This window comes from Agrococcus jenensis (assembly GCF_003752465.1).
GTDB classification, from domain to species: Bacteria; Actinomycetota; Actinomycetes; order Actinomycetales; family Microbacteriaceae; genus Agrococcus; species Agrococcus jenensis.
In genome coordinates, this window is the sequence record NZ_RKHJ01000001.1 from 1,445,163 (window position 1) to 1,457,123 (window position 11,961).

Annotated in this window: 11 protein-coding genes; 6 read left to right on the forward strand and 5 right to left on the reverse strand. The window is 72.6% G+C overall.

The window, feature by feature from the left end; all coding sequences use genetic code 11:
- Positions 1–33: 33 nt before the first annotated feature.
- Positions 34–1,821, reverse strand: a complete 1,788-nt coding sequence (locus tag EDD26_RS07190) for a glycoside hydrolase family 15 protein (protein WP_123697083.1) — start codon at positions 1,819–1,821, stop codon at positions 34–36.
- A 90-nt stretch (positions 1,822–1,911) separates the two neighbouring features.
- On the opposite strand from EDD26_RS07190, the gene truA reads away from it, so the two are divergent.
- Positions 1,912–2,736, forward strand: a complete 825-nt coding sequence (truA, locus tag EDD26_RS07195; protein WP_123697084.1) for a tRNA pseudouridine(38-40) synthase TruA — start codon at positions 1,912–1,914, stop codon at positions 2,734–2,736.
- 26 nt (positions 2,737–2,762) lie between these two features.
- Here truA and EDD26_RS07200 read toward each other — a convergent pair whose 3' ends face one another.
- Positions 2,763–3,407, reverse strand: a complete 645-nt coding sequence (locus tag EDD26_RS07200) for an HAD hydrolase-like protein (protein WP_123697085.1) — start codon at positions 3,405–3,407, stop codon at positions 2,763–2,765.
- A 227-nt stretch (positions 3,408–3,634) separates the two neighbouring features.
- Here EDD26_RS07200 and rplM point away from each other — a divergent pair, with 227 nt between their 5' ends.
- Genes rplM through glmM form a run of 3 tightly spaced genes read left to right on the forward strand, consistent with a single transcriptional unit; the run spans position 3,635 to position 5,937 of the window.
- Positions 3,635–4,081 (forward strand): 50S ribosomal protein L13, encoded by a 447-nt coding sequence (rplM, locus tag EDD26_RS07205; RefSeq protein ID WP_123697086.1) that lies wholly within the window; start codon positions 3,635–3,637, stop codon positions 4,079–4,081.
- A gap of 20 nt (positions 4,082–4,101) precedes the next feature.
- Positions 4,102–4,581, forward strand: coding sequence for a 30S ribosomal protein S9 (gene rpsI, locus EDD26_RS07210; RefSeq protein ID WP_123697087.1), 480 nt, complete (start codon positions 4,102–4,104; stop codon positions 4,579–4,581).
- Between the two features lie 3 nt (positions 4,582–4,584).
- Entirely contained in the window at positions 4,585–5,937 is a 1,353-nt protein-coding gene (gene glmM, locus EDD26_RS07215; RefSeq protein WP_123697088.1) for a phosphoglucosamine mutase, read from the forward strand.
- Positions 5,938–6,010: 73 nt separating this feature from the next.
- Here glmM and EDD26_RS07220 read toward each other — a convergent pair whose 3' ends face one another.
- Positions 6,011–7,378, reverse strand: a complete 1,368-nt coding sequence (locus EDD26_RS07220) for an APC family permease (protein ID WP_123697089.1) — start codon at positions 7,376–7,378, stop codon at positions 6,011–6,013.
- 51 nt (positions 7,379–7,429) lie between these two features.
- Positions 7,430–7,957 (reverse strand): CGNR zinc finger domain-containing protein, encoded by a 528-nt coding sequence (locus EDD26_RS07225; RefSeq protein ID WP_245990059.1) that lies wholly within the window; start codon positions 7,955–7,957, stop codon positions 7,430–7,432.
- A 109-nt stretch (positions 7,958–8,066) separates the two neighbouring features.
- Between EDD26_RS07225 and EDD26_RS07230 the strand changes: the two genes are divergently transcribed.
- Entirely contained in the window at positions 8,067–9,020 is a 954-nt protein-coding gene (locus tag EDD26_RS07230) for an EamA family transporter (protein ID WP_123697090.1), read from the forward strand.
- Between the two features lie 97 nt (positions 9,021–9,117).
- On the opposite strand, the gene coaA is transcribed toward EDD26_RS07230, so the two are convergent.
- The gene (gene coaA / locus EDD26_RS07235; RefSeq protein WP_245989795.1) at positions 9,118–10,050 is read right to left on the reverse strand and encodes a type I pantothenate kinase; all 933 of its coding nucleotides are present in this window, start codon (positions 10,048–10,050) and stop codon (positions 9,118–9,120) included.
- Positions 10,051–10,084: 34 nt separating this feature from the next.
- Here coaA and glmS point away from each other — a divergent pair, with 34 nt between their 5' ends.
- Positions 10,085–11,932: a glutamine--fructose-6-phosphate transaminase (isomerizing) gene (glmS, locus tag EDD26_RS07240; RefSeq protein WP_123697092.1), complete on the forward strand. Its 1,848-nt coding sequence runs from the start codon at positions 10,085–10,087 to the stop codon at positions 11,930–11,932.
- Positions 11,933–11,961 lie beyond the last annotated feature (29 nt).

An 11,961-nucleotide genomic window follows, 5' to 3' on the forward strand; every position in this document is an offset into this window, starting at 1 on the left:
CGCGAGCGGGGCCCTTCGTCGTGCGCGGCGCGATCAGCCGGCGCGGCGCTCGGCCTTCGCGATCTCGGCCGCCGCGAGCACGAGGCCGAGGTGCGAGAACGCCTGCGGGAAGTTGCCCCAGTGGTGGCCGGTGGCGGGGTCGATCTCCTCGGCGAGGAGGCCCACGTCGTTGCGGAGCGCGATGAGCCGCTCCATGAGTGCGCGCGCATCGTCGAGCCGTCCGCACTGCGCGTACGCGATCACGAGCCAGAAGGCGCACAGCACGAACGGGTGCTCGTCCCCGGCGAGGCCGTCGACGCCCGTCGTGCGGTACCGCAGCGGCAGACCGTCGACGAGCAGCTCCTGCTCGATGCGCGCGATCGTGCCGAGGAAGCGCGGGTCCCGCGCGTCGACGATGCCGATCGTCGGCAGCTGCAGCAGCGACGCGTCCACCTCGCTCGTGTCGTAGTGCTGGCGGAACGAGCCGGTGGCGGCGTCGAAGCCGAGGGTCAGCACCTCGTCGCGCAGCAGATCCCGCAGCTCGATCCAGCGCGTCGGGTCGCCGTCGCAGCCGCTCTCGACCGCGCGCACGCCGCAGTCGAACGCGGCCCACATCATGGCGCGCGAGTGCGTGAACCGCTGCGGCTCGCCGCGCATCTCCCACAGGCCGTGGTCCGGCTGCTCCCAGTGCGTGGCGAGCTCGTCGAGCAGCGCCCGCTGCAGGTGCCAGGCGTCGAGGGTGTCGGCGAGCCCGATGTCGCGCAGCCGCTCGAGCGTCAGCATCACCTGCCCCAGCACGTCGTGCTGGCGCTGCTCGGCGGCGCCGTTGCCGATCCGCACAGGCGTCGCGCCGCCGTAGCCGGGGAGGTGGTCGAGCTCCAGCTCCGGCAGCTCGCGCCCGCCGTCGCGGCGGTACATGATGCGCATGTCGGCCGGGTCGCCGGCGATCGCGCGCAGCAGCCAGTCGCGCCACAGCCCCACGCGCTCGTCGAGGCGCACGGCCAGCATCGCGTCGACCGAGAGCGATGCGTCGCGCAGCCAGGTGAAGCGGTAGTCCCAGTTGCGCTCGCCGCCGGGTGACTCGGGCAGCGACGTCGTCGGGGCGGCCAGGATGCCGCCCGTCGCGTCATCGGTGAGGGAGCGCAGCACGAGCACGCTCGTCTGCACCGCCTCGAGGTAGGGGCCCTCGTAGTCGAGGCTCGCGAGCCAGTCGGACGACTCGGCGATCGTCGTGCGCACGACCTCGGCCTCCCCGACGGGCTCGGCGATCGGCAGCCACGAGTGCTGCCAGCACAGGTCGAGCTCGAAGCGCTCGCCCGCGCGCACCTCGAAGGTCGAGCGGTGCGCGTGCCGGTGGGCCCTCGGCAGCGGCGCCCCGCGCAGCACGAGCCGGTCGGGTCCGGCGATCGCCACGAGCACCTCCTCGCCGTGCTCGCGGACGCGCCGGAACCACGGCGGCACGCGCCCGTAGCCGAAGCGCACGACGAGGTCCTGCTCGAGCTCGACGACGCCGTCGACGCCGTCGATGATGCGCACGACGTCGGCGCGGTCGTCGCCCGTCGGCATCGCATCCGTGATGCGCACCGTGCCGGTCGCGGTCTCGTGCGTGGTCTCGAGCACGAGGCTGCCGGGCAGGTAGCGGCGCGTGGTCGTGGCCGGGCCCGTCGGGCCGATCCGCCAGCGGCCGTGCTCGCGCTCCCCGAGCATGGCGGCGAAGCACGCGGGGGAGTCGAAGTGGGGCAGGCAGAGCCAGTCGATGGAGCCGTCCCGGCCCACGAGCGCGGCGGTGGTGCGGTCGCCGATCACGGCGTAGTCCTCGATGGGCTGCGGGGGCGTCGGCATGGCGCGAGGCTATCGAGCCGACCTCCGCGGCCCGTCCAGGGCGCTGTGCGAGCGGCGTGGCCCGCGCCGCTCGGTGCATAGGGTTGCTGCATGCCGCGCATCCGCCTCGACCTCGCCTACGACGGCGGCGGGTTCGCCGGCTGGGCGGCGCAGCCGGGGCTGCGCACGTGCCAGGGCGAGCTCGAGCGGGCGCTCACGACGGTCGCCCGCGAGCCGGTGCGGGTGACGGTCGCCGGCCGCACGGATGCGGGCGTGCACGCGAGCGGGCAGGTCGCGCACGCCGACGTGCCGGTCGCGATCGCCGCGGACGCCGCCGAGCGGCCGCAGCGGCTCGCGCACCGGCTCTCGCGGCTCGCGGCGCCCGAGGGCGACCTCGTGGTGCGCGCGGCGTCGGTCGCGCCCGCCGGGTTCGACGCCCGCTTCTCGGCGGTGTCGCGCTCGTACCGCTACCGGATCGTCACCGGTCCCGCCGATCCGCTCGAGCGGCGCACCGCCGCGCACGTGCCGCAGGCGCTCGACGTCGACGCCATGCGTCGCACGGCGGCAGCGCTCGTCGGGCTGCGCGACTTCGCGGCGTTCTGCAAGCCGCGCGAGGGCGCCACGACCATCCGCGAGCTGCGCGCGTTCTCGTGGGCGCGGGAGGGGCAGCTGCTCACGGCATCGCTGACCGCCGACGCCTTCTGCCACTCGATGGTGCGCGCGCTCGTCGCCGCGTGCGTGCGCGTGGGAGAGGGCCGGCTGGGCCTCGCGCAGGCGGTCGCGCTGCTCGACGAGCGGCGCCGATCGTCGCTCACGGGACTCATGCCCGCCCGCGGGCTCACGCTCGTCGGGGTGGGCTACCCGGCCGACGACGAGCTCGCCGCGCAGGCCGAGCGCGCGCGGGCGCGTCGCAGCGCCGCAGACCTCGACGCCTGAGAGACCTCCACGCCTGAGGCGCGCGGTCAGCCCGCGAGGGCCTCGCGCAGCTCGTCGACCGTCTCGACGATGCGGTCGGCGCCGGCCTCGGCCAGCTCGGCGCGACCGCCGTAGCCGTAGGCGACGCCGATGCTCCGCACGCCGAGCTCGCGCGCGGAGGCGATGTCGTTGATGCGGTCGCCGACCATGACCACGCGGTCGGCCGGCAGCCCGAGCGACGCCATGGCGCGCTCGATGACCGGGGCCTTCGAGTGCCCGGCCTCGCCGTCGATGCGCCCGTGCACGCCGCGGAAGCGGTGGCGGAGCGCGTAGTGCTCGATGACCGCCTCGGCATCGCGCTGGATCTTGTGGGTCGCGACCGCGAGCGGGCGACCCGACGCGTCGAGGTCGGCGACCAGCCGGTCGACACCCGGGTACAGCGTCGAGTCGACGAGCCCGCCATCGGCCATGTGGGCGCGGAAGGCGGTGAGCGCGACGGTGATCTCGTCGGGCGTCCTGCCTGCCTCGGCGAGCACGGTCACGAGCGGCGGGCCCAGCCAGCGCAGCAGCTCCTCATCGCTCGGCTGCGGCCAGCCCACCGCGTCGTGCATGTGCCGGAGGCTCGCGAGCAGGCCCTCCTTGGAGTCGGTGAGCGTGCCGTCGAGGTCGAAGATGATGCCGTGGGGAGTCATGTCCCTCCATCCTCCCAGGTATCAGATCGGGCTGCCAGCGGATCCGCTCATCCGGTGCCGCCGCGCCCCCGCTTGACCCGGGGCTGTCCGCACGGCTAGGCTCGACCCTTGGTGCGTGCAGCCTGCGCGTGCCCGAATGAGCCCTCCACCGGATCGTTCCGTCGCATCGCGGCGCAGAACACCTCGGAGTGGGATTCACGACCATCCATTCGATCAGTGAGGCACCAATGACTCGCACCTACTCGCCCAAGGCGAGCGACGTCCAGCACGACTGGATCGTCATCGACGCCACCGACGTCGTCCTCGGACGCCTGGCCAGCCACGCGGCTGCCATGCTCCGCGGCAAGCACAAGCCGACGTTCGCCCCCCACATGGACATGGGCGACTTCGTCATCATCGTGAACGCCGAGAAGGTGGCGCTCACGGGGCAGAAGCTCGCCAAGAAGGTGGCCTACCGCCACTCGGGCTACCCGGGCGGCCTCAAGGCCGTCGGCTACGCCGAGATGCTCGACCGCTTCCCGGTCCGCACCGTCGAGAAGGCGATCCGCGGCATGCTGCCGAAGAACTCGCTCGGCCGCGCCCAGATCAAGAAGCTCAAGGTCTACGCAGGCCCGATGCACCCGCACGCGGCGCAGCAGCCGACCCCCTACACGTTCGACCAGGTCGCCCAGTAGGGCGCGAGGAGACACCAGACATGGCGAAGATCGCAGACTCCATCGAGGCTCCCGAGAGCTTCTCGACCGAGACGCCGGCAGCCGAGGCCCCTCGTGCCCCGCGCGTCGTCAACATCGGCGGCCAGGCCGTCGGTCGTCGCAAGCAGGCCATCGCCCGCGTGCGCCTCGTCCCCGGCTCCGGCTCGTTCACGGTGAACGGCCGCACGCTCGAGGACTACTTCCCGAACAAGCTGCACCAGCAGCTCATCAACGACCCGTTCACGCTCCTCGAGCTCGCGGGCAGCTACGACGTGATCGCCCGCATCTCGGGCGGCGGCCCCTCGGGCCAGGCCGGCGCGCTGCGCCTCGGCATCGCGCGTGCGCTCAACGAGATCGACGTCGAGAACAACCGCGCCGAGCTCAAGAGGGCCGGCTTCCTCTCGCGCGACGCTCGCGTCATCGAGCGCAAGAAGGCCGGTCTCAAGAAGGCTCGCAAGGCGCCGCAGTACTCGAAGCGCTGATCGATGTCGCGCCTCTTCGGCACGGATGGAGTACGGGGCCTCGCGGGCCTCGACATCACGGCTGAATCGGCGCTGGCGCTGGCACAGGGCGCCGCACTCGTGCTCGGGCGAACAGCCCGGCAGGAGGGGCGGCGCCCTGTCGCCGTCGTGGCGCGCGATCCCCGCATCTCCGGCGAGTTCATCGCCGCGGCGGTCGCGGCGGGACTCGCGTCCAGCGGCGTCGACGTGCTGGACGCCGGCGTCATCCCGACGCCCGCTGCCGCCTACCTCGTGGCCGACATCCGCGCCGACTTCGGTGTGATGGTGTCGGCGTCGCACAACCCGGCGCCCGACAACGGCATCAAGTTCTTCGCCAGCGGCGGCCGCAAGCTGCCCGACGCGGTCGAGGACGAGATCGAGCGGGCCCTGACCGACACCCCGCTGCGCCCCATCGGCGCGGAGGTCGGCACGGTGCGCCGCTTCTCGGACGCCGAGGACCGCTACCTCGTGCACCTGCTCGGCACGCTCGACGTGAGCCTCCGCGGCCTGCACGTCGCGCTCGACTGCGCCCACGGCGCAGCCGCCGGCGTGAGCCCGCGCGCGTTCGCGGATGCCGGGGCGAAGGTCACCGTCATGGGCAACGACCCGGACGGCGTCAACATCAACCGCGAGGTCGGCTCGACGCACCTCGAGCAGCTCCGCGCCCTCGTGCGCTCGTCGGGCGCCGACTTCGGCATCGCCCACGACGGCGACGCCGACCGCTGCCTCGCGATCGACGCCGACGGGGGCGTCGTCGACGGCGACCAGATCATGGCCCTGCTCGCGGTCTCGCAGCAGCGCCGCGGCCTGCTCGTGCAGGACACGCTCGTCGCGACGGTGATGTCGAACCTCGGCCTCAAGGTCGCGATGGACGAGCACGACATCGCGCTCGTGCAGACCGCCGTCGGCGACCGCTACGTGCTCGAGGCGCTCGGCGAGTACGGGCTCTCGCTCGGCGGCGAGCAGTCCGGGCACATCATCTTCTCCGACCACGCCACGACGGGCGACGGCATCCTCACCGGCCTGCAGATCGCGGCTGAGATGGTGCGGACCGGGCGGACGCTCGCCGAGCTCGCCGCGGTGATGACGGTCTACCCGCAGGTGCTCGTCAACGTCTCCGGCGTCGACCGGCTGGGCCTCCGCGGCAACCGACCCATCGCCGACGCGGTCGCGCGAGCGGAGGCCGAGCTCGGCTCCGACGGCCGCGTGCTGCTGCGCCCCTCCGGCACCGAGAAGATGGTGCGCGTGATGGTCGAGGCGCAGGAGCGCCACATCGCGCAGACGATCGCCGAGGAGCTCGCGGCGCTCGTGCGGGCCGAGCTGAGCGTCAGCGCCTAGGCAGCACGGCTAGCGCGGTCCGCAGCGGGCGCCCGATCGAGGCGGAGGTCCGAGCGGACCTCCGCCTCTTCCGTCACTCGAGCGGGATCGAGCGGGTCGGCTCCGCGGTGCCCAGTCGGTGCTCGCGACGGCGCGCGGCCCGGGCGATGAGGAACAGGATCGTGCCGACGACCACGTAGGCGCCCGCGATGAGCCAGGTCTGCAGGCTCTGCTGCGTCAGCAGGGCGATCGAGGCGATGAGCGCGAGCACCGAGACGATGCGCGGCGCGGTGAAGTGCTTGTGCGCGACCTTGTCCTTCTTGAGCACGAGCACCGACACGTTCGCCGAGATGAAGACGAGCACGAGCAGCAGCACGGTGGTGTCGGCGAGCGTGCCGACGTCGCCGATGAACGACATCGCCATCGTCACGGCACCGACCACGACGATCGCGACCCACGGGGTGCGGCGGCCGGAGAGCACGGCGCCGAACGCCTTCGGCAGCAGCTTCGCCTCCGCGAGGCCGTAGGTGGCGCGCGAGGCCATCACCATGAACAGCAGCGCACCGTTGCCGATCGCGACGAGCGCGATGATCGCGAAGAGCCACGGCGGGAACGCCAGGCCGGAGGCCTCGATGACCTCGAGCAGCGGACCCTCGGAGGTGGCGAGCTGGTCGATCGGCACGACGATCGCGGCGCCCACCGCGATGAGCAGGTAGACCACGGCGGCCGTGAGGATCGCGCCGAAGAGCGCGCGCGGGTACGACCGGCTCGGATCCTTGACCTCCTCGGCCATGTTCGCGGCGGCCTCGAAGCCCAGGAACGAGAAGAAGGCCGTGATCGTCGCGGCGAACGCGCCGGTGAGCGGCGGCACGCCCTCCGCGAAGGTCGTCAGGCGCGACGGGTCGCCGTTGCCGGAGCCGAAGACGATCGCGGCGACCGCGATGATGATGATGAGACCGGTCATCTCGATGAGCGTCGCCCCGACGTTGGCCATGAGCGACTCGCGCACGCCCCGGATGTTGACGAGGACGAGCAGCGCGATGAACACGAGCGTCACGGGGATCGGCGAGATGCCCGGGACGAGCGCCTGCAGGTAGTCGCCCGCGAACGCGTTGGCGAGCGCCGCCGACGTCGTGATGCCCGACGAGAGCATGAGGAAGCCGATGAGGAAGGTCACGTACGGCTTGTCGAAGGCACGCTCCGCGAAGCGCGCTGCGCCGCCGGCGTGCGGATACTTCGTGATGAGCTCCGCGTACGTGCCGGCGGTCAGCAGGGCGAGCACGAGGGCGAGGACGAGCGGTATCCAGATGGCGCCGCCGACGTCACCCGCCATCCTGCCGACGAGCGTGTAGATGCCGGCACCGAGCGTGTCGCCGACGATGAAGAAGAAGAGGAGCAGCGTCGTGATGCCGCGCTTGAGCTTCGTCCCGGAAGCCGGCCCGTCAGTCGTGGTGGTCGCCATGGTCGACAAGGATGGCACGGCTCCGCTGGACGCCGATACCTGGCAATCCGGCTAGGCGTGCCTCGCCCGGAAGGCCGCCACGTTGGTGCGCGACTGGCAGGTCGTGGAGCAGAACCGGCGAGAGCGGTTGCGCGACTGGTCGAGGAACATCCGGTCGCAGCGGTCGTCCCCGCAGCGCTTGCAGCGCGCCATGTCGTCGGCGCGGACGAGGTCGACGATCGCCATCGCGGCGTTGACGACGAGCGAGTCGGCGATCGGCGCCCCGGGCGGCAGCCCGTGCAGGTGCCAGTCGTAGTCGTCGTGGCGCACGAGCTGCGGGCGCGCGCCGGTGTCGCGGAAGACGCGGTTCACGAGGGCGGCGACCTCGTCGCGCCGGCCGTCCCACAGCCGCTCCACCGTGGGCAGGTGCGCCCACGTCGCCGCCGCATCCGCGCCGCTCAGCCGGCTGACCCCGGGGACGCCCCACTCGAGGCACACCTCGCGCAGGCTCGCGGCGGTGCGCAGCCGTCCGTCGCGGCGCCGGTTGCAGACCTCGGCGATGAACTCGAGCGACCGCACGAGCTCGCGGGGGTACGGCATCGACACGGGTGTTCCCTCGGTTAGGCTCACGACTGTCAGGGCCGACGGCCGTGACCGGTGCCCGCCCTGGTGAGCACGATCGTAGCCCCGGAACCCCTGCGAGCGGCCCATGCATCCTCGACGTCCACTCGGACTCGCGTTCGCGCTCACGAGCGCCGCGACCTTCGGCGTCTCGGGCATCCTCGCCGCCTCGCTGCTCGAGGCCGGGTGGAGCTCCGGCGCGGTGACGCTCGTGCGCATCGCGGGCGGCGCCCTCGTGCTGCTCGCGCCCACCCTGTGGCTGCTGCGAGGCCGCTGGGGCGCGGTGCTGCGGTCGTGGCGCGAGGTGCTCGTGCTCGGCCTGCTCGCCGTCGCGCTCTGCCAGCTCGCCTTCTTCAGCGCGGTCGCCTACATCTCGCCCGCGCTCGCCCTGCTCATCGAGTTCCTCGGACCGGTGCTGCTCGTCGCCGTGACATGGCTGGCCACCCGGCGCGCGCCGGCGCTGCTCACCATCGTGGGCGCGCTCGTGGCCCTCGTCGGGCTCGCGCTCGTCTCGGGCGTCGGCGGCACCGCCCTCCACCCGGTCGGGGTGCTGCTCGCGCTCGGCGCCGCGGTCGGCAACGCCGCCTACTGGGCGGCCGCGTCGAAGGCCGACTCCGAGCTGCCGCCGATCGCGCTCGCGGGCCTCGGGCTCGCGGTGGGCGCGATCGTGCTCGGCATCGCCTCCGCGACCGGGCTGCTGCCCTTCGTCGCCACGACCGGCCCCGTCGAGCTCGCCGGCAGCACGGTGCCCATGTGGGTCGCGGTGGCGCTGCTGATCCTCGTGGCGACCGCGGCCGCGTACACGCTCGGCATCCTCGGCGCCCGCCGCCTGGGCGCGACGCTCGCGAGCTTCGTCGGCTACGCCGAGCCGATGTTCGGCATCCTCTGGACCGCGCTGCTGCTCGCGCTGCTCCCGAGCGGCATGCAGTGGGTCGGCGCGGCCGCGATCATCGCCGGCGTCGTGCTCGTGAAGCTGGGGCAGATCGACCGGCCGCGCGCCTCGAGGTCCCCGGCGATCGTCGAGGGGATCCCGAGCCCGTGAGCCCGGAGGACGCGATGCTCCGAAGCGGCGTTGCATCCGGAGGGCTCACGGTCGAGCAGCAGCCGGCGCAGCCGGCCGCGTACCGAGACCGAGGCGATCAGACCTTGCGGAGGAGCACGCTCCGGATCGTGTGGTCGTCGGCCTTCCGCAGCACGAGGTCGGCGCGGGGCCGCGTCGGCAGGATGTGCTCGACGAGGTTCGGGCCGTTGATGGAGTCCCAGACGTCCTGCGAGTAGGCGCGCGCCTTCGCATCCGACATGTCGGCGAACCGGTGGAAGTACGACTGCGGGTCCTGGAAGGCGCTCGCCTTGAGCGCGAAGAAGCGGTCGACGTACCACTCGCGGATCGCGCTCGTGCGCGCGTCCACGAAGATCGAGAAGTCGAACAGGTCCGAGACCGCCAGGTGCGAGCCGGAGGGCGGCGGCTGCAGCACGTTGAGCCCCTCGACGATGAGGATGTCGGGGCGGCGCACCACCACCTCCTCGCCCGGCACGATGTCGTAGGTGAGGTGCGAGTAGACGGGTGCCCGCACCTCCGCCTCGCCCGACTTCACGCGCGAGACGAAGCCGAGCAGCGCCCGCCGGTCGTACGACTCCGGGAAGCCCTTCCGCTGCATGAGGCCGCGCTCCTCGAGCACCCGGTTCGGGTGCAGGAAGCCGTCGGTCGTCAGCAGGTCGACCTTGGGCGACCCCTCCCAGCGGCGCAGCAGCTCCTTGAGCAGGCGCGCGGTGGTCGACTTGCCGACCGCGACCGAGCCGGCCACGCCGATGACGAAGGGGGTGGGCTGCGCCGTCGCGCCGAGGAACGAGGTCGTCTCCCGGTGCAGCCGCGAGGCCGACTCCTGGTAGAGGCTGACGAGCCGCGAGAGCGGCAGGTAGACCTCGGCGACCTCGCGCAGCTCGAGCCGGTCGCCGGTGCCTCGGAGCCGCCGCACCTCCTCCTCGGTGAGGGGGTTCGGCATGCGGGGCGCGAGGCGTGCCCAATCGGCACGCTCGATCTCGACGAACGGCGACTGGATCGGGTGCGACATCGGTGGCGAGCCTACCGCCGCTAGGATCGGGTCCATGTGCGGAATCGTGGGCTACACCGGTGATCGCGGCACCGTCGAGGTGCTCCTGGAGGGCCTGAGCCGGCTGGAGTACCGCGGCTACGACAGCGCAGGCGTGTCGGTGATCGACGGCGACGGGATCGCGCTGCGCAAGAAGGGCGGCAAGCTCGCGGTGCTGCGCTCGAGCCTGGAGGACGCGCCGCTGCCCGCCTCGACGACCGGCATCGGCCACACGCGCTGGGCGACCCACGGCGGCCCGACCGACGAGAACGCGCACCCGCACCTCGGCGACGAGGGCAGGCTCTCGCTCATCCACAACGGCATCATCGAGAACTTCGCCGCGCTGCGCGCCGAGCTCGAGGCCGCGGGGGAGACCTTCTCGAGCGAGACCGACACCGAGGCCGCGGCGAAGCTGCTGGGCCGCGCCTACCGCGACACCGGCGACCTCACCGCGGCGATGCAGCGCACGGTCGGGCGGCTCGAGGGGCAGTTCACGCTGCTCGCGATGCACGCCGAGCAGCCGGGCGTCGTCGTCGGCGCCTCGCACAACTCGCCGCTGCTCGTCGGGTACGGCGAGGGCGAGCACTTCCTCGGCAGCGACGTGAGCGCGTTCGTGAAGTTCACGCCGCACGCCGCGGCGCTCGACAACGACCAGATCGTCACCATCACCGACGACAGCGCGACCGTCATCGACTTCGAGGGCAACCCGTCCGAGGCCAAGCGCTTCGACGTCGACTGGGACGCGTCGGCCGCCGACAAGGGCGGCTGGTCGTCCTTCATGGCCAAGGAGGTCTCGGAGGGCCCCGAGGCCGTCGAGAACACCATGCGCGGCCGGCTCACCGACCACGGCGTCGACCTGGGCGAGCTCGGCGTGCTCGACGCCGAGGTGCTGCGCGGCATCGACCGCATCGTCATCGTCGCGTGCGGCACCGCGGCCTACTCGGGCCTCGTGGGCAAGTACGCGATCGAGACGTGGGCGCGCATCCCGGTCGAGGTCGACCTCGCGCACGAGTTCCGCTACCGCGACCCGTTCCTCGACGAGCGCACGCTCGTCATCTCCATCTCGCAGTCGGGCGAGACGATGGACACGAAGATGGCGGTGCAGCACGCCGCGTCGCGGGGCGCGCGCACGCTCTCGATCTGCAACACGCAGGGCGCCACCATCCCGCGGGAGTCGGAGGCGGTGCTCTACACGCACGCCGGCCCCGAGGTCGCGGTCGCGTCGACGAAGGCCTTCCTCGCGCAGGTCATCGGCCAGCTGCTCTTCGGCCTGCACCTCGCGAAGGTGCGCGGCACGATGACCGACGAGGCGATCGCCGAGGTCGTCGCCGAGATGCGCGAGCTGCCCGACGAGCTGCGCCAGGTGCTCGCCGACCAGAGGTCGGTGCACGAGCTCGCGCACTGGATGAGCGACACCCGCTCGGTGCTGTTCCTGGGCCGCCACGTCGGCTACCCGGTGGCGCTCGAAGGCGCGCTCAAGCTCAAGGAGATCAGCTACATCCACGCGGAGGGCTTCGCCGGCGGCGAGCTGAAGCACGGCCCGATCGCGCTCATCGAGCCGGGGCAGGTCGTCTTCGTCGTCGTGCCCAGCCCGCGCAACGAGCCGCTGCTGCACTCGAAGATCGTGTCGAACATCCAGGAGATCCGCGCTCGCGGCGCCCGCGTCATCGCGGTCGCCGAGGCGGGCGACGCAGCCGTGCTGCCCTACGCCGACGTCGTGCTGCGCGTGCCGCTCACGCTGCCGATGCTCGAGCCGGTGCTGCAGGTCGTGCCGCTGCACGTCTTCGCCCTCGAGCTCGCCACCGCGAAGGGGCTCGACGTCGACCAGCCGCGCAACCTCGCCAAGTCGGTCACGGTCGAGTGAGCCGGATCCGCTGAGGATGCACGGGGTCG

Coding starts and splice junctions, on each gene's coding strand:
- EDD26_RS07190 (WP_123697083.1), bottom strand. CDS start 1,821: ATGCCGACGCCCCCGCAGCCCATCGAGGACTACGCCGTGATCGGCGAC.
- truA (WP_123697084.1), top strand. CDS start 1,912: ATGCCGCGCATCCGCCTCGACCTCGCCTACGACGGCGGCGGGTTCGCC.
- EDD26_RS07200 (WP_123697085.1), bottom strand. CDS start 3,407: ATGACTCCCCACGGCATCATCTTCGACCTCGACGGCACGCTCACCGAC.
- rplM (WP_123697086.1), top strand. CDS start 3,635: ATGACTCGCACCTACTCGCCCAAGGCGAGCGACGTCCAGCACGACTGG.
- rpsI (WP_123697087.1), top strand. CDS start 4,102: ATGGCGAAGATCGCAGACTCCATCGAGGCTCCCGAGAGCTTCTCGACC.
- glmM (WP_123697088.1), top strand. CDS start 4,585: ATGTCGCGCCTCTTCGGCACGGATGGAGTACGGGGCCTCGCGGGCCTC.
- EDD26_RS07220 (WP_123697089.1), bottom strand. CDS start 7,378: ATGGCGACCACCACGACTGACGGGCCGGCTTCCGGGACGAAGCTCAAG.
- EDD26_RS07225 (WP_245990059.1), bottom strand. CDS start 7,957: ATGCCGTACCCCCGCGAGCTCGTGCGGTCGCTCGAGTTCATCGCCGAG.
- EDD26_RS07230 (WP_123697090.1), top strand. CDS start 8,067: ATGCATCCTCGACGTCCACTCGGACTCGCGTTCGCGCTCACGAGCGCC.
- coaA (WP_245989795.1), bottom strand. CDS start 10,050: ATGTCGCACCCGATCCAGTCGCCGTTCGTCGAGATCGAGCGTGCCGAT.
- glmS (WP_123697092.1), top strand. CDS start 10,085: ATGTGCGGAATCGTGGGCTACACCGGTGATCGCGGCACCGTCGAGGTG.